Source organism: Lysobacter sp. cf310, assembly GCF_900114355.1.
Lineage (GTDB): Bacteria > Pseudomonadota > Gammaproteobacteria > Xanthomonadales > Xanthomonadaceae > Lysobacter.
The window spans coordinates 686280-703596 of the sequence record NZ_FOSS01000003.1 but is presented as its reverse complement, the minus strand read 5'-3'; the positions used below and the strand labels follow the sequence as shown (position 1 = coordinate 703596).

Genomic DNA, 17317 nt, shown 5'->3' with positions numbered 1-17317 from the left:
GCGTCCTTTGCCCGGAAACGGGGTAGCCAGGAGTGGGGGCTACGCATCGGCAGGTACAGCGTCATGAAGGATCACACGGTAGCGTTTCCTCGCTTCGATCCTAGTCCAGCGCGAGAACCAGACAGGGGGCATTCGTCGTCGCGTGCGCCGCACGAGTGGCGGGTGGCGCCATGAGCATCGCATTGGCCAGTCGCAAAAGCCGCGCACTGCTGCTGCTATGGCTGGGCGAGACCTGGCTGCTGATCCTGTCGGTGACGATCGCGGCGTGGCTGCGCTTCATGGGGTCGCAGGGTCTGCTCAGTTCCTTCCAATGGGCGCCGGTACGCGCGTTCGTGTTCGCCGCCTTCATCACGGTGTCGATGGTGGCCTTCGGCCTGTACCAGGTGCACGTGCGCCACAACCGGATGGAGTTCCTGCTCCGGCTGGTGTTGTCCTTCGCGTTCGGCGGCATCGCCCTGCTGGTGCTGTATTACCTGATGCCCGCCGCCTACATTGGCCGCGGTGTGCTGGCGATGGCGCTGGCGATCGGCCTGGTCGCGGTGATCGCGCTGCGCCTGATCGTCGAACGGGTGTTCAAGACCGATGTGTTCCGGCGTCGGGTACTGGTGTTCGGCGCGGGCAAGAACGCCGATCTCATCAACAGTCGCATGCGGCGGGGAGCCGACCGCAGATCCTTCGTGGTGGTGGGTTTCGTGCCGGTGCCGGGGCAGCCCGTGCTGGTGCCCGAGAAGTTGCTGCTCAGCACGGATTTCGCGCTGTCCGAGATCGCCGAGTGGCTGCATGTCTACGAGATCGTGGTCGCGCCCGACGAGCGGCGCGGCGCGCTGCCGATGGAGGAAATGCTGACCTGCGCGCAGCGCGGAGTCACCGTGACCGATCTGTCGACGTTCTTCGAGCGCGAGGCCGGCATGGTCAAGCTGAACGTGGCCGACCCGTCATGGCTGGCGTTTTCGGGCGGTTTCGATCATTCCATGCCGCGCCGCCTCAACAAGCGCTTCTTCGACCTGGCCGCCGCATGCGCCCTGTTGCTGGTGGCCTGGCCCTTCATGCTGCTGGTGGCGGCGTGCATCAGCCTGGAGTCGCGCGGTCCGGTCCTGTACCGGCAGACGCGCATCGGCGAGAACGGACGCAGCTTCGAGCTGATCAAGTTCCGCAGCATGCGCGTGGACGCCGAGGCCGACGGCGTGGCGAAGTGGGCGACCCAGAACGACGACCGCACCACCCGGGTCGGTCGGATCATCCGCCTGTCGCGCCTGGACGAGCTCCCGCAGTTGTTCAACATCCTGCTCGGGGAAATGAGCTTCGTCGGCCCTCGGCCCGAGCGGCCGCAGTTCGTCGACATGCTCAACCAGGAAGTGCGCTACTACAACGTGCGCCACTGCGTGAAACCGGGCCTGACCGGCTGGGCGCAGCTGCGTTATCCCTACGGCGCATCGGTGCGGGACGCCGAGGAGAAGCTGACCTTCGATCTGTTCTACGTGAAGAACCACGGGCTGGTATTCGACCTGTTGATCCTGCTGCAGACGGTCGAGGTGGTGCTGTTCCGCCGCGGCTCGCGCTGACGCCTGCGGCCTGTGCCGGCGCAGGTTCCCGTGATCAGCCTTCAGGCCCGGACAAGGCTGTGTGGTGGCGCGCACCGGCGAAGACGAATCGCACTTCGCCGTAGCGTTGCGAGATATGGCTCAGCAGCGCATGGATGAAAGCGATGACGCCCGCCATCTCCATGCCTTCCTCCAGGCTGACCAGCACGTGATAGACGAGGTTCCTGTGCCCGTGTGCCTCGCGCCACCATCCCTCGACCAGTTCGACGCCCAGGGCGCCGCCCAGATAGATCGCGGCGGAGATCACGAAGGCGATCGCCGTCCTGCGCGGCAGGCGGAGCAGGAAGCGCAGGAAGTAGGCGCCCAGCACGCAGACCAGGGCGATGCCGGGTATCACCCAGGCGAAGAAGAAGATGCCCAGGTGCTGGCCGCCCAGCAGCGCGCGCACGGGCGCGATCGCTCTTTCGTGGAAGGACAGGGCCTCGTCCAGGGACATCAGCGCGAAGCCGGCGGCGAGGACGCTCCATTTCGACACATCGGCGCCCTGGTGGCGTCGTTCCAGCACGGCGATCAGCGTCAGGATCAGCGCGGCGCCGAACAGCAGCAGGGTCGAGAACAGGGCCGGAAGGTTGTTTTCTCCGTCCATGCTGAGCATCGCCAGGCCGACCACATGTTCCTGGTGCGCGATCAGCCGATAGGCCTGCAGGCCCAGATTGGCGGCCACGAGCAGAACGGTGGCGGCGGCCAGCGGCCAGGTGATGGCACTGGGGGTGAGCGGGATCTTGCTGGCGTCCATCGTCTGATTAGTCGCCTGTGCGTGACGGGTGCCGGTGCGCCCACCTCCTGAAAAACGGGCCCGGGCCGCGCCTGCGGACAGCACGCCCCCCGCCGTGGTTCGTGCGCATCGACGCGAGCGGGCGCGGACGCGCGGCCGGGCCCGCTACCTCAGCCATTCCCCCGAGGCGAGCGCCAACACGGCGAACAGGAGAATCAGCAAGGCGATGGCCAGCACCAGGGCGAACCGCGCCGGCGCGGGCGGACCCTGCTCGGAATGGCGGTGCTCGGAACGTCGGTACTCGGAAGGCCGATGTTCGAAAGGGCGCGGGTTGCCGGCGGCATGGGCCCGCGACAGGCTGCCCTGCGCCGGGCCGCTGCCGATCCGATGCGGGGCTTCTCCCGGCAGACGTCCGTAGCGGCGATGGAAGCGCGTAGCCGTGGTGTACAGACCGATCAGGTCGCACAGGTAAGCGGAATCCTGCGATGGCGGCTTGGCGCCCGGACGCCTGGGGTGCAGCTCGGAAATCCGCCTGCGATAGGCGAGCTGGAGCTCCTCCAGACTGCAGTTGGGCCTCAGCCCCAACTCGGAGTACAGCAGCGTCAGGTCGGCTTTCATCGGAGACCTCCCATCTTCCTATCGTAACGCGCGCAGCGGGCATGGGTAGCGATTTGCCCGCGATTCGCGCATGGCCGCATGACCACCCCCACGGCGTTTGTCATGACATCGACGCGCGATCCTTGCCCTGCCGGGTGCCGAGGCCAGGGGATACGACTGGGATGTCATCACGGTGGGATCGCCAGGTGCCGCGAGCGCGGGCAGGGGAAACATGGGTATGAACAAGCTATCCGATGGTTCTGCGCCCTCCCGCCCGCTCGTCTGCATACCGCAACTGATCGAACAGCAGGCTGCCGCGCGCCCGGACGCCATCGCGGTCAGCTGCGACGGCGCCAGCCTGAGCTATCGCGAATTGAACCATCGCGCCAACCAGCTCGCCCATCGCCTGCGCTCCCTCGGGGTGGGGCCGGAGACGCTGGTGGCGATCGGTTTGGAACGTTCGCTGGAGATGGTGGTGGGGCTGCTCGCCATCCTGAAGTCGGGCGGGGCCTACCTGCCGATCGATGCCTCCTATCCGCGCGATCGCGTGCAGTTCATGTTCGAGGATGCGCGTCCCGCCGTGCTGCTGACCTCGTCGGCGCAGAAGCAGACCTTGCCCGCGACCGACGCGACGACCTTGATGCTGGACGGCGACTGGTCCGAATTCGCCGCCGAACCCGTGCACGATCCCGAGCCGTTGGCGCGGCCCGAGCATCTGGCCTACGTCATCTACACGTCCGGCTCGACCGGCCAGCCCAAGGGCTGCCAGGTCACCCATGGCAACGTCGCGCGCCTGTTCCTGGCGACCCGGCCCTGGTTCGAATTCGGCCCCGACGATGTGTGGACCTTCTTCCATTCCCACGCCTTCGACTTCTCGGTGTGGGCGATATGGGTCGCGCTGATCCACGGCGGCCGCGTCGTGGTCGTGCCGTTCCTGATCAGCCGATCGCCGGAGGCGTTCCATGCGCTGATGCTGCGCGAGCGCGTGACCGTGCTCAACCAGACGCCGTCGGCGTTCCGCGGCCTCATCCATGCCGATCTCGCATCGGCGACCGAGCCTTCCGGCTTGGCGCTGCGCTACGTGGTGTTCGGCGGCGAAGCCTTGGAACTGCAGATGCTGCGGCCGTGGTTCGAGCGTCACGGCGACAGGTCGCCGCGCCTGATCAACATGTACGGCATCACCGAAACCACGGTGCACGTCACTTACCGGCCGATAACCCGCGCGGATCTGGAGCGCAGCGCAGGCAGCGTGATCGGCGCGCCCATCCCCGATCTGCATCTGTATGTGCTCGATCCCGCACTCGCACCGGTCGCCGTCGGCGAAGTCGGCGAGATCCATGTCGCGGGCGCCGGCGTGAGCCGCGGCTATCTCAATCGCCCGGCGTTGACCGCCGAACGGTTCTTCGACTGGACCTCGCCCGAAGGCGAGCGCGTACGTCTGTACAAGACCGGCGATCTGGCCCGTCCGCTCGCCGACGGCGATCTGGAGTACCTGGGCCGCAGCGACCATCAAGTCAAGATCCGCGGTTTCCGCATCGAGACCGGCGAAATCGAGAGCGTGCTGGCGAGGCACGAGTGCGTCCGCGCCTGCGCCGTGATCGCAGCCGCCGATCGCGACGGCGGCGAGGCGCGGCTGGTGGCCTATGTCGTGCCCGCCGAGGCGCGCGCCAGCCAGGCGACCCTGCGCGCCCATCTCGCGACGGCCTTGCCGGACTACATGGTCCCCAGCGTATTCGTCGAACTCGCGGCGTTGCCCTTGACCGAGAACGGCAAGCTCGATCGTCGCGCGCTGCCGGCGCCGGCTCGCCAGCGCCCCGAGCTCGCGTATGCGTTCGAGCCCGCGATCGGCGCGCTCGAGGCTGCGCTGTGCGCCGCGTTCGGCGACACCCTCGCCGTCGATCAGGTCGGGCGCCACGACAACTTCTTCGAGCTGGGCGGCGATTCGCTGTCGGCGGCCAGGCTGTTGCAGCGGCTCAAGCAGGCCGGCACGCCGGCCGTCGCCATCCCGACCGCGCAATTGTTCCGCTATCCGACGCCGGCCCTGCTGGCCGCTTCGCTTGCAGGCGGCGACGCGACGGACATCGCTCCGGCGCGCTATGCGTCGGCCCGTCGCATGCAGGCTCATGGGGCCGCCGCCGAGCCCATCGCGATCGTGGCCATGGCCGGACGCTTCCCCGGCGCCGCGGACGTCGAGGCGTTCTGGCGCAACCTCTGCGAGGGGCGCGATTCGATCACCGTCTTCGCCCCGGAGGAACTGGATCCCGCCGTCAGCGCGCAGGATCGAGACGACCCGGCCTACGTGCCGGCGCGCGGCGTGATCGACGGCGTCGAGCAGTTCGACGCGGCGTTCTTCGGTATCGGCCCCAAGGAAGCCGAGTTGATGGACCCGCAGCAGCGGATCTTCCTCGAGCTGGCTTGGGAATGTCTGGAACGCGCCGGCCACGTGCCCGACGCGACCGCGGCGCCGGTGGGCGTATTCGGCGGCATGTTCAATGCCAGCTATTTCCAGCGGCACGTGTCCGCGCACCCGGAGCGGGTCGACAAGGTCGGCGCCTTCCAGGTGATGCTGAATAACGAAAAAGATTTCATCGCCACCCGGGTCGCGCACAAGCTCAATCTGACCGGCCCGGCGGTCAGCGTGCACACCGCCTGTTCGACTTCGCTGGTGGCGATCTGCCAGGCCGTCGACAGTCTGACGCTAGGCCATTGCGACATGGCCCTGGCCGGCGGTATCAGCGTCACCTGCCCGCCGCGCAGCGGCTACTTCTATCAGGAAGGATCGATGCTATCGCCCGACGGCCACACCCGGCCGTTCGATGCGAGCGCACAGGGCACGGTGTTCAGCGATGGCGCGGCGATCGTGCTGCTCAAGCGACTGTCCGATGCACAGGCGGACGGCGATCCCATAGTCGCGGTGATCCGCGCCGGCGCGGTCAACAACGACGGCGCAGGCAAGGCCAGCTTCACCGCGCCGAGCAGCGAAGGCCAGGCGGCGGTCATCGCCATGGCCCATGATCGGGCGCGGGTGGATCCGCGCAGCATCGGCTATGTCGAAACCCATGGCACCGCCACGCCGGTGGGCGACCCGATCGAGATCGAAGGCCTGACCCGCGCATTCCGCCGCGGCACCGAAGAACGCGGCTTCTGTCGGATCGGATCGGTGAAGAGCAATGTCGGCCATCTGGTTATCGCCGCGGGCGCGGCCGGCGTGATCAAGACCGCGCTGGCATTGGCCGAGCAGCGCATACCGGCGACCGCGCATTTCAAGTCGCCCAATCCGGTCATCGATTTCGCCGGTTCGCCCTTCGTCGTCAACGACGTCCTGACGGACTGGCCGGCCGGCGCCGCGCCGCGCCGCGCAGGCGTGAGTTCGTTCGGCGTCGGCGGCACCAATGCGCACGTCGTGCTGGAGGAGGCGCCGAGCCGGCCGCCGTCGGACCCGGCGCGAGGGCCGCAACTGTTGGCGCTGTCCGCACGCACGCCGACGGCGCTGGCGCACGCGGCGACGCGCCTGGCCGACCATCTCGACGGCGCGCCGGGCCTGAACCTGGCCGACGCGGCGTGGACGCTCGCGCTGGGCCGCAAGGCCTTCGCGCATCGCATCGCGGTGGTCGCCGAGGACGCCGCCGCCGCGGTGGCGCAACTGCGCGGCCCCGACATCGCCGCCGCCGCCGCACGCGCCAAGCCGGCGCGGCAGGGCGAGGTCGTGTTCCTGTTCCCCGGACAGGGCGCGACCTATCCAGGCATGGGGCGCGGCCTGTACGACACCCAGCCGGCGTTCCAGGCGGCATTCGACGCCTGCGCGGACGCCTTGCTCGCGCAGCTCGGCTTCGACCTGCGCGAGCGCGTGTTCTCGGACGACCCCGAGGCGCTGCTGCCGACCGCGATCATGCAGCCGGCGACCTTCGCGATCGAGTACTCGCTCGCGCAGTGGTGGATGAGCCACGGCATCGTGCCGACGGCGATGATCGGACACAGCGTCGGAGAGTTCGTCGCCGCGACGCTGGCCGGCGTGTTCGGCTTGGCCGATGCGCTGAACCTGGTCGCGCGGCGCGGCGCGCTGATGCAGGCGCAGCCGCCCGGCGCCATGCTGTCGGTACGGCTGCCCTTGGACGAATTGCTGGCCAGGCTGCCCGCGGATCTGTCGCTGGCCGCCGAGAACGCGCCGGGCAGCGTGGTGGTATCGGGCGCCCTGGACGCGATCGCGCGCTTCCAGCTCGAACTCGAAGCGCAGGGCGTGGCCTGCCGCGCCCTGCGCACCTCGCACGCCTTCCACTCGCGGATGATGGAGCCGGTGGTGGCGCCGTTCCGCGCCGAAGTCGCCGCCCTGACGCTGTCGGCGCCGCTGATCCCGATCGTCTCGACCGCGACCGGCGATTGGCTGGACGCCGCATCCGCCACCTCGCCCGATTACTGGGCTTCGCACCTGCGCGAGCCGGTTCGCTTCGCCACGGCGGTGGGCAGGGTGCTGGACACGCCGTCGCGGGTGCTGCTGGAAGCCGGCCCGCGCGCCACCCTGTGCGCCTTGTCGCGTCAACATCCGGCCATGTCGAAGCAGCAGGCCACGGCGGTGCCGTCGCTGGCCGACGACCCTGCGACCGAGGTCGCCAGCATCCTCGCCGCGGCGGGCCAGTTGTGGTGCCGCGGTATCGCGATCGACCTGGCGGCGTTCGACCGTCGGACTACGCGCCGGCGCGTATTGCTGCCCACTTATCCGTTCGAACGGCAGCGCTACTGGGTCGAGGCTGCGGCGGCCGCGAACGTCGTCGCGCTCCCCGGCGCGAACCTCGCGCCGGCGCTTGCGCCCGCACCCGCCGCCGAGGACGCGACCGTGCGGGCCACCGCGGCCCTGCCGGATCGCCATGCGCGGCTGGTCGCGCAGCTCTCGGCCCTATTCGAGGACGTGGTCGGGTTCGACCTGTCCGAGGCCGACGACGAAGCCAATTTCATGGAGCTCGGTCTGGACAGCCTGATGCTGACCCAGGTCGCGCTGCGTCTGCAGAAAGCCTACGCGGTCAAACTGACGTTCCGGCAGCTGATGAGCGAATGCAGCAGCCTGGGTCGCCTGGCGACGATGCTGGACGAGCAGTTGCCGGCGGAGCCCGCGGGCACGCCGGTGCCGCCGGCCGCGACCTCCGAAGCGGAGGCCGAGAAGGCGCCGATGCCATCGCCGCCGTCGCGGCGTGCCGAGCTTGCGGCTGCGAGAGACCTGCCCGCATCCGCCGTGCCCGGCGACGAAGCCGCGCCGGCGTCGCGAGCCGGCTACGAGCCATTCGGCGGCGGCATCCGCGCGCGCGTGGCGCCGACCACGGAGCCGCAGCGCGAGATCTGGCTGGCCGACCAGCTCGGGCGGGAAGCGTCGCTGGCTTTCAATCTTTCGGTATCGCTGCAGTTCCGCGGCGCGCTGCACCTGGAATTCATGCGCGAGGCCCTGCAGGAACTGGTGGACCGGCACGAATCCCTGCGCGCAAGCATCGGGCCGGACGGCGCAAGCTTCCGCGTGCCGGAGCGCCATGCCTTGCCGTTGCCGGTCGAAGACCTGTCGTCGCTGAACCCGATCGCGCGACGGACGGCCGTCGACGAGCGCATCCGGCTCGCGGTGGAAACGCCGTTCGTGCTGGACCAGGGGCCGCTGTTTCGCGCGCAGCTGCTGCGCCTCGCGGCGGACGAGCATCTGCTGCTGCTGACCGCCCATCACATCGTCTGCGACGGATGGTCGTGGTGGGCGATCGTGCGCGAGCTGGGCGCCCTGTACGGAAAACGTTTCGGGACGCCGGCGTCGAGCCTGCCCGAAGCCTCCTCGTTCCTCGCTTACGCATTGGCGGAGGCCGAGCATCAGGGCGATGCGGCGCAGCTCGCCGACGAGGCCTACTGGCTCTCGCGCTACGCCAAGGGCGCGCCGGTGCTGGAGCTGCCCACCGATCGGCCGCGGCCGCCGAACCGCAGTTTCGCCTCGGCCCGGCTGGATCACGTGCTCGATGCCGATTTGCTCGATGCGCTGCGCCGGACCGGCGCGGCCCGCGGCGTCGGCATGTTCGCCACGCTGCTTGCGGGTTTTTCCGCGCTGCTGTCGCGCCTGTCGTCGCAATCGGAAGTGGTGGTCGGGATTCCCGCGGCGGGGCAGGCGGTCTGCGGCGCCGACCATCTGGTGGGGCATTGCGTCAATCTGCTGCCGCTGCGCTTCGAGCTCGAATCCGCCCAGTCGTTCGCGCAGGCGATCGACGATGCGCAGGCCATGTTGCTCGATGCCTTGGAGCACCAGCGCTACACCTTCGGCACGCTGCTCAGGAAGCTGCGGCTGCGGCGGGATCCGGCGCGGATACCGCTGGTCAGCGTACTGTTCAACCTCGACCAGGCCATGGACCAGGAATGCGCCGCGTTTCACGGCGTATCCATGGAGTTCGACAGCAATCCGCGCAGCTTCGAAACCTTCGAGCTGTTCGTGAACGCCGTGCAGGTCCACGGTCGCTTGCGGCTCGAATGCCAATACAACCGCGACCTGTTCGACGCGACCACCATCCAGCGCTGGCTAAGCGCCTACGAAACCCTGCTGCGCGCCGCGGTGGAGCGGGAGACGGCGGATCTGGCGAGCCTGCCGCTGGTCGACGCGCAGGCGCGTACGGCGTTGGCCTCGTTGCAGCCGCCGGCGATCGCCTACGACCGCGCCTGCAGGATGCACGAATACTTCGAGGCCCAATGCGAGCGCACGCCTGACCGGGTCGCGTTGCGCGCAGGTCCGGCGTCGTTGCGCTATGCCGAGTTGGAGGCGCGCTCGAATCGCATCGCCCAGGTGCTGCGCGGCCATGGCGTCCGCCGCGGCGCGCTGGTGGGGCTGGCCCTGGATCGCGGTCCGGACATGCTGGCGGCGCTGCTGGGCATCCTCAAGGCCGGCGCGGGCTATGTGCCCCTGGATCCGCAGTTCCCCGCCGAACGCCTGGCCTACATGGCCGCCGACGCCGGACTGGCCCTGCTCCTGACCACGCGCGAGCACGCCGCCCGCTTCGATTTGCGCGGCAGGCCGGTGCTTCTGTTCGACGAGCATGCGTCCCTGTTCGCGACGGCGGAGGCGACGCGGCCGGGTCGCGACGAGCACGCCGCGCAGCCCGAGGATCCGGCCTACGTGATCTACACCTCGGGATCCACCGGCCGCCCCAAGGGCGTCATCGTGCCGCATCGGGCCGTGTCCAACTTCCTCGACAGCATGCGCCGCGAACCCGGACTGGACGCGCAGGATCGGCTGTTGGCGGTGACCACGCTGTCGTTCGACATCGCGGTGCTGGAATTGCTGCTGCCGTTGGCGGTGGGCGCGCAGATCGTGCTGGCGGATCGCGAAACCGCCGGCGACGGCGTCGCCTTGCGCGCGCTGTTGGAAAGCAGCGCCGCGACGGTGATGCAGGGCACGCCGTCGAGCTGGCGCCTGCTGATCGATGCGGGCTGGCGCGGCGCGCCGGGGTTCAAGGCGCTGTGCGGTGGCGAACCGATGGGCCTGGATCTGGCCACGTCGCTGTTGTCGCGCTGCGGATCCCTGTGGAACGTCTACGGGCCCACCGAGACCACCGTGTGGTCCACCTGCGCGCGCATCGTCGCGGCCCCGGCCGGGCAAGCGCCCGACATCCATATCGGGCGGCCGATAGGCAACACCAGCGTGTGGATCGTCGACGCGCATGGCGAGCTGTGCCCCTACGGCGTGCCGGGCGAGATCTGCATAGGCGGCGAAGGCGTCACCAAGGGCTATCTGGAACGCCCCGAGCTGACCGCCGAACGCTTCGTGGTCGATCGCTACACGGCGGCGTTCGCCGATGCAGCGCAGGCGGACGGCGCGGCCTGGCTGTACCGCACGGGCGATCGCGGCCGCTGGCGCGCGGACGGCAATCTCGAGCATCTGGGGCGTCTGGATCACCAGGTCAAAGTGCGTGGCTATCGCATCGAACTGGGCGAGATCGAGGCCAATCTGGCTGCGCGCGAGGAAGTCGCGCGCGCGCTCGTGATCGTGCGCGAGGATCGCGCCAACGACCAGCGTCTGGTGGCCTATCTGGTGGCCGCGCCGGGCGCGACCATCGAGGAAGCGGCGTTGCGCGCGCACCTGCGGGAACTGCTCCCGGCCTACATGCTGCCGCAGCACTTCGTCGTGCTCGAAGAGATTCCGCTCTTGCCCAACGGCAAGATCGACCGCAACGCGCTGCTGCTGCCAGTCGCTAAGGAACAGGCCGTCGCGCCTGTTCCGAGCGCGACTGGGGCGGCAGCCGACCCTCGCGTCCGTTACCTGTCGCAGATCTGGTCCGAGCTGCTGGGCCTGCCCGCGGGTCCGGACGACAACTTCTTCGAGCTGGGCGGGCATTCGATGCTGGCGGTGCAGATGGCCAATCGCGTCGAGCGCGATACCGGCAAGCGCATCAAGTTGATCCGCCTGGGCGCGGAGACCCTGGCCCAGGTCGCGGCGGGTCTGCCCGTTGCCACCCAGAACGCCGCGCCCGCCAGCGGTATGGGCGGACGCATCAGCAGCGGCTTGCGACGCCTGTTCGGTTTGAAGGAAGGGTCCGGTCTATGAACCGCGCCGCACGCACCCGCAGTCTCGAGATTCCACGGAGGCGATCGCGATGAGCCTGGATGGTTGGCAGCCGTTCTGGCTGGGCGCGCCTTCGCGGCGCTTGTACGCGGCGCTGCATGGCGTGCCGGGCGCGCCCGCGACCGGCGTCGTGCTGGTACCGCCGTTGCTGCACGAACTGCCGCGCAGCCGTCGTTTCATCACCGAGGTCGCCAGCGAACTCGCGGCCCTGGGCCTGCCGACCCTGCGTTTCGACTTCCATGGCACCGGCGATTCCGCGGGTACCGGCGAGGATCTGGATCTGAGCTCGATGCATCGGGATCTCGAAGCGGCGGTGGCCGCGCTGCGTCAGCGCACCTCGATCAAGCGGCTGGCGCTGGTCGCATGGCGCGGTGGCGCGCTGGCCGTGCGCGGCTGGCTGGAGCGGGGCGGTGACGCCGATCTGATCGTGCTTTGGGAGCCGATAGTCGACGGTGCGGCCTGGCTGCGGGAACTGGTGGAGAGCGATGCGCGCGAACGCGCGCTGCGTCCGCCGCCGCGTGCCGGCGTCGCCCGCAGCACCGATCCCGCGGACGGCCAGCTGATGGGCTTTCCCGCGCCGTCGCGCCTGCGCGTCGAGCTCGGGGAAACGCGCATCGACCAGGGCCTGGGGCGCGCCGCGGTGCCCGTGTGGGCGGTCGTCCGCAAGGATCCGGAGGCGCTGCCGACCGGCCTCGCCAAGACCCTGACGCTGCCTGCCAGCGCCCCCAGCTTCAGCGTGGGCGCGGCGATGGACGCGGCGTTCTTTCTTACGCCCCCGGTGCGCGAGGTGGTCGGAAACCTGGGGCTGGCGGTGCGCGAGGAAGCATGGGCATGAATGCCGTGTTGGATGCCAAGCCCGTCGCGGCCGTCGCGGCCGACGACGTGTTCGTGCGCTTCGGCCCCGATGGGCGATTGCATGGCGTACTCAGCGGCGCGCCCGGCGCCGGGCCGACGCTGCTGTTGCCCAGCGCGGGCTTGCAGCCGCGATCCGGACCGTTCCGCTTGCACGCGCTGCTGGCCCAACGTCTCGCGGCGCTGGGGATACGGACCTTCCGTTACGACATCCCCGGTGTCGGAGAGGCGCCGCGCCTGCCGGAGTGCGACGCCACCCAGGCGACGATCGCCGCCTTGGATCAGCTCGAAGCGCTGCACGGCTGCCGCGTGTTCGCGGTGGGCGGAATCTGCAGCGCCGCCGACACCGGCTGGGATGTCGCCAACGTCGATACGCGGGTCTCGGCGGTGTTGCTGCTGGATGGCCTGTGCTACACCGGCCCCTGGTACTACTACGCGCGCGCGCTCGAACTCCTGCGCCGCCTGCCCAGGGAATGGCGGCATTTCGCCCGCAAGCTGCGAGGGCGCATGCGCGGGAACGCCGGTCTGGATTCGACCGACTTCCGCAGCTGGCCCAGTCATGCGCAAGCACGCGAACAGTTCGCGGCGATGCTGGCGCGCGACGTCCGCCTGCTGTGCATCTTCAGCGGCGGCTACGCCGATCGGTTCCTGCATCCGCGCCAGTTCGAATGGGCGTTCGGCGCGGCGGCCCGCGATCCGCGCGTGAACCTGCACTACTGGCCCGATTGCGACCATACCTACTTCGGACGGGATCAGCGCGAGCGCCTGATCGAGGCGATCGCAGGCTGGATGAGCCGCTTGCCGCGGAGCCCAGCCGGATGAAAGCCGTCGGCGCGCGCGAACGAACCCCGCTGTACGCTCCGCCGGTCGGCGCCACACGGCCCTTGCGCGTAACGCTGGTGGGACCGCCGCAGGTCCCCGGATGGGTGCGTGCGTTCCATGGCCTGGTGGCCGGATACGACTGGATCGAACTGACCACGCTGAGCGCGGCCGAGGCGAGCGTGCCGAAGGTCGCTGGCGTTCCCGCGAGCGTACGCGCGCTGATCGCGTTCGAGCGCGCCTTGCTAGGCCCCACCCGCAGCCTGACCGCGATGCCGATGCCGTCGGGTCCGTACGGCGATGCCGTTCTCGCGCCGGCCGGTCCGGGAGACGAGGCCTCCCTGGTCGAGCGCATCGCCGGCGCGCGCCCGGATCTGCTGATCGTGCTGGGCGCGGAGTCCTGGGCGTCGGCGCTGGCGGCCCGGACGGAATGCGCATGCTGGCGGGTCGACGCCAGCCTGCTCGACGATCGCCATGCCGGCTTGCCCTTGCTCGGTCCGATGCTGCGCCGCGAAACGGCGACGCCGATGGCCCTGGTCCTGCGCGCACCGGACCAGGCGCCCGTCGAGCTGGCGGCCAGTTGGGGCCGGACCCGGGCGACGTCGTTTCTCAAGCAGCGCGAGGATGCATTCCGCAAGCTGCCGGCCTTGCTGTTGCGCGCCTTGCGTCGGCTGGCGCAGGGAGATCTCGGCGCGGACGCGCCTGCGATGGCGAGCCTGGAGTTGCAGCCGCAGGCGCCGCTGGTGCCGGCCGCCGGGCTGCATGCCTTCGCGTCGATTCTGCGCGCTTCTCCGCGCTGGATGACCGGTTGGTTCAGAAACGCCCGCGTCGGCTGGACGCTGGTGCTGCGCCTTGGCGGAGCGCCGCTGGATCCGCGCTCGCCGGCGATCGGATCGCATGCCTTGTTGAAAGCGCCGAAGGGCTGGTGGGGCGATCCCTTCGTGGTGATGGCGCAGGAACGCAGGCTGCTGTTCGTGGAGGAAATGCTGGAGCCGCGGCTGAAGAAGGCGACCATCGCCTGCGTGGAACTGAGTGCGGGAGGCGCGCGCTCGCTCGGCGTCGCGCTGGACGAGCCCGGCCATCTGTCCTTCCCGCAAGTGTTCGCCTGGGAGGGACAGTGGTACATGACGGTCGAGTCCGGCTACGACCGCCGCGTCAGTCTGTACCGGGCCAGCGACTTCCCCTTGCGATGGGAGCGGGTGCGCGACCTCGTGATCGGGCGCGTCTGCGTGGATCCGAGCCTGCACCATCATCAGGGCCACTGGTATCTGTTCGCCAACGTCGCCGAGAACCAGAACAACACCTGCGACGAGTTGTTCCTGTTCGTCGCCGACCGCCTGGAGGGCCCGTACACGCCGCACCCGGCCTCGCCCATCGTCTGCGATGTGCGCCGCGCCCGCATGGCCGGGCGGCTGTTCCAGCGTAACGGCAGCCTGATCCGGCCGGCCCAGGACTGCGGGCCCGGCTACGGCAATGCCGTCGTGTTCAACGAAGTGCTGGAGCTGGGGCCCACGACCTATCGCGAGCGGCAACTTTCGCGGCTGGCGCCCTATCTGACGCGCAGCGTCGATGGCTGCCATACCTACAACGTGGCGGGCAGCGTCGAAGTCCTGGATGTGCTCGGACGCCCGCCCAACAGGACCGCCTACGTGGGCGTGCTCGATGAGCGGGCCGCGACGGCCACGCGTGCTCGCGCGCCGGCCCCAGGGCCGGCGGATCCGGCGGCTTCGCCCGCTGCGCCTCCGGCCTGCGGCCCGGCCCATCCGGGCTCTCCTCCGAGGTGATGCGAAATGAGCGTCCATGACGATCGCGGTCGCGCGCGATGAATAGTTCGACGGAGAGCGCGACGGGCGCGGACGACGGCCTGCGTGTCCCGCCGCGGGAACGGCCGGGCATCGTCACGCATTACCTGCGCTATTCGATCTCGAACGGCCTGGTGATGCTGGCGGGCTTCATCTCGTTCCCGATCCTGACCCGGTTTCTCGACAACACCCAGTTCGGCATCCTCAGGTACTACGACACCCTGATGCTACTGGGCGTGGCGATCATCAAGCTCGGCACGCCGCACGCGATCGTGCGCTTTTATCCCTACGACGGGAACGCGCGGCGGATGCAGGAGTTCGGCACCAACATGGTGCTGCTGCCGCTGATCCTGTCCGCAACGCTATGGTTATTGGGGCTGTGCGCGATCGCGCTCTGGTCCTGGCTGGGGCAGGGCGCGTTCTCGCCGCTGGTCTGGTGCGCCGTGCTGATGATGCCGATGCTGGCGGCGGTCAACATCGTGCAGATGGTGATACGCGCCAGCGAGCGTTCGGACATCGTCATGGCCATACGCGTGATCGGGCGCATGCTCGAACTGGTGCTGGTGCTGGGCGCGGTGATCCTGGTGCAAAGAAGCGCGCTGGCGGTCTACGGCGGCAAGATCGTCGCCACCGTGCTGGTGCTGGCCTGGCTCGCGCATTGGATGTACCGCAACGTCAGCGTGGCGCGCGACGCGCTCGACTGGCAGGCCGTGCGCAGCGGCCTGGTCTACGGCTTGCCGCTGATGGCGCACGAGCTGGCGTTCAGCATCCTGGCCAACGTCGACCGCGTGCTGCTCAAGCAGATCACCGGCGATTTCGCCGCGGTCGGCATCTACGCCATCGGCTATTCGCTGGCGATGCAGTTGAACGTGTTCATAGACGCGACCCTGTCCGAGGCGTTCACGCCGGTGGTCATGCGCGCCTACGAAACCGGCGGCAGCGAGGCCGTGCGCGCGCTCAAGGAAAAGGTGCTGCTGCCGATGACCTACGCGGTGGTGGCGATCATCGCGGTTCTGCTGGTATCGGGGCAGGACCTGCTGGTGGCGCTGAGCGGTCGCGACAAGGCCGCGTCGGGCATCGTGTTCATCGTGATCGGCATCACCGTGTCGCTGTACGCCGTGCTCGCCATCTCGAACTACGGTCTGCAGCTGAAGAAGAAGACCGTGCAGGTGCTGATCATCACCCTGGGCGCGGCGGCGTTGAACGTGGTCATGAACCTGATCCTGATTCCGCGCCTGGGCTACATGGGGGCCGTGTGGTCCACCGCGATCGCCTACGGCGCGCTGGCCTTCGCCCAGTTCGCGATCTGCCCGAAGGGATTGGCGCGCCTGCCGGACCTGCATGCGGTCGCGCTGTCGCTCGGCTGCCTGACCGTGCTGGTGGCGGTGGCGCGCGGCACCGACCTGTTCGGGCTGCATGCCATTTGGGCGCGACTGTCCGTCGCCGCCCTGCTGTTCGTGCTGCTGTATGCCTTGCCGGTCCTGGCCCTGGATCGGAAGCTGCGTGGGATGACGATGGCCTTGATGTCGCGGTCGCGGTCGCGTTGACGTGGCGGCCTGGTTGCTATCCCCGCTCGCATGGCTGTTGCTGGCGGGGGCCGCGCTGCCCTGGGCCTGGTCGCGTCGCCAGCGTCGGCGTTGGCCCTTGCTGGCGAGCGTTTCGTTGGCCGTCGTCGCGCTCGCGGCAATGACGCCGCTGGCGGCCAATCTGCTCGGAATACCGCTGCAGCGGGCGCTCGCCGAGCCGATAGCCTGCCGCGACGCGCCGCCGGCGATCGCCGTCGTGCTCGGCGGCGGCAGCGACGGGCGCCCGCGCAGCGATACCGATTTCGCGGTACTCAACCTGGCGTCCCGGCGACGCGTGGACCGCGCGGTGGCCTGGTGGCGCGCGCGCGAAGGACGGCAACTGGTGCTGGTGGGCGGCGGGCGTGGAGGGGTGGCTGTGGCCGAACTGATGGCGGCGTACGCGCGTATGCAGGGCGTATCGGCGGCGGCCCTGCGCGTGGAAGCCCAATCCGACGACACCTGGAGCAATGCGCGCCACGCCGCGCGGATGTCGCCGCCGCTACCGGCGCGCATCGTGCTGGTGACCTCGCTGATCCACATGCCGCGCGCGCGCGCGGCATTCGCCGGTGCCGGCTTCGAGGTGTGTCCGCTGGGCACCGACGCGCGCCGGCTGCCATCGCGCCTGCCGTGGGCGCTGGTGCCGCGAACCAGCGCGCTCGCCAACACCGAGCTGGCCCTGCACGAGTGGGTGGGCTTGGCCTACTACCGCTGGCGCGATCATCGCGAGGCGCCCGCGTATCGTTGAGGTCCGCACCCGCTTGGGCTGCGAGCGTCCCCGCGACGTTCTTGCCGTCTCGCAA

The 17317-nt window shown here is 69.5% G+C and carries 9 protein-coding genes; 7 read left to right on the top strand and 2 right to left on the bottom strand.

Annotated elements, in window-relative coordinates:
• Window positions 1-170: 170 nt before the first annotated feature.
• Entirely contained in the window at window positions 171-1562 is a 1392-nt protein-coding gene (locus tag BMZ45_RS14390; protein WP_091637201.1) for a TIGR03013 family XrtA/PEP-CTERM system glycosyltransferase, read from the top strand.
• Between the two features lie 34 nt (window positions 1563-1596).
• Here BMZ45_RS14390 and BMZ45_RS14385 read toward each other — a convergent pair whose 3' ends face one another.
• Window positions 1597-2421 carry a hypothetical protein gene (locus BMZ45_RS14385; RefSeq protein ID WP_139215522.1) on the bottom strand — a complete coding sequence of 275 codons (825 nt, stop codon included), beginning with the start codon at window positions 2419-2421 and terminating at the stop codon, window positions 1597-1599.
• Between the two features lie 60 nt (window positions 2422-2481).
• Window positions 2482-2934, bottom strand: a complete 453-nt coding sequence (locus BMZ45_RS14380; protein WP_091637199.1) for a J domain-containing protein — start codon at window positions 2932-2934, stop codon at window positions 2482-2484.
• Between the two features lie 217 nt (window positions 2935-3151).
• On the opposite strand from BMZ45_RS14380, the gene BMZ45_RS14375 reads away from it, so the two are divergent.
• From BMZ45_RS14375 to BMZ45_RS14350, 6 genes are read left to right on the top strand one after another with little or no spacing between them, the layout of a single operon-like run.
• Window positions 3152-11461: a non-ribosomal peptide synthetase/type I polyketide synthase gene (locus tag BMZ45_RS14375; protein WP_175489072.1), complete on the top strand. Its 8310-nt coding sequence runs from the start codon at window positions 3152-3154 to the stop codon at window positions 11459-11461.
• A 49-nt stretch (window positions 11462-11510) separates the two neighbouring features.
• Window positions 11511-12314 carry a hypothetical protein gene (locus BMZ45_RS14370; RefSeq protein WP_091637197.1) on the top strand — a complete coding sequence of 268 codons (804 nt, stop codon included), beginning with the start codon at window positions 11511-11513 and terminating at the stop codon, window positions 12312-12314.
• The gene (locus BMZ45_RS14365) at window positions 12311-13153 is read left to right on the top strand and encodes a hypothetical protein (RefSeq protein ID WP_139215521.1); all 843 of its coding nucleotides are present in this window, start codon (window positions 12311-12313) and stop codon (window positions 13151-13153) included. The genes BMZ45_RS14370 and BMZ45_RS14365 overlap by 4 nt, the downstream gene beginning before the upstream one ends.
• Window positions 13150-14934, top strand: a complete 1785-nt coding sequence (locus BMZ45_RS14360) for a glucosamine inositolphosphorylceramide transferase family protein (protein WP_091637195.1) — start codon at window positions 13150-13152, stop codon at window positions 14932-14934. Before BMZ45_RS14365 ends, BMZ45_RS14360 begins: the two co-directional genes overlap by 4 nt.
• 38 nt (window positions 14935-14972) lie before the next feature.
• Window positions 14973-16499 carry a lipopolysaccharide biosynthesis protein gene (locus BMZ45_RS14355; protein ID WP_091637194.1) on the top strand — a complete coding sequence of 509 codons (1527 nt, stop codon included), beginning with the start codon at window positions 14973-14975 and terminating at the stop codon, window positions 16497-16499.
• Window positions 16500-16512: 13 nt separating this feature from the next.
• Window positions 16513-17262 (top strand): YdcF family protein, encoded by a 750-nt coding sequence (locus BMZ45_RS14350; RefSeq protein ID WP_139215520.1) that lies wholly within the window; start codon window positions 16513-16515, stop codon window positions 17260-17262.
• The last annotated feature ends 55 nt before the right edge of the window (window positions 17263-17317 follow it).

What these genes read in the sequence shown, in the direction of transcription:
- BMZ45_RS14375 (WP_175489072.1), top strand. Translation starts at nt 3,152, where the DNA reads ATGAACAAGCTATCCGATGGTTCTGCGCCCTCCCGCCCGCTCGTCTGC.
- BMZ45_RS14355 (WP_091637194.1), top strand. Translation starts at nt 14,973, where the DNA reads ATGAATAGTTCGACGGAGAGCGCGACGGGCGCGGACGACGGCCTGCGT.
- BMZ45_RS14380 (WP_091637199.1), bottom strand. Translation starts at nt 2,934, where the DNA reads ATGAAAGCCGACCTGACGCTGCTGTACTCCGAGTTGGGGCTGAGGCCC.
- BMZ45_RS14360 (WP_091637195.1), top strand. Translation starts at nt 13,150, where the DNA reads ATGAAAGCCGTCGGCGCGCGCGAACGAACCCCGCTGTACGCTCCGCCG.
- BMZ45_RS14390 (WP_091637201.1), top strand. Translation starts at nt 171, where the DNA reads ATGAGCATCGCATTGGCCAGTCGCAAAAGCCGCGCACTGCTGCTGCTA.
- BMZ45_RS14370 (WP_091637197.1), top strand. Translation starts at nt 11,511, where the DNA reads ATGAGCCTGGATGGTTGGCAGCCGTTCTGGCTGGGCGCGCCTTCGCGG.
- BMZ45_RS14365 (WP_139215521.1), top strand. Translation starts at nt 12,311, where the DNA reads ATGAATGCCGTGTTGGATGCCAAGCCCGTCGCGGCCGTCGCGGCCGAC.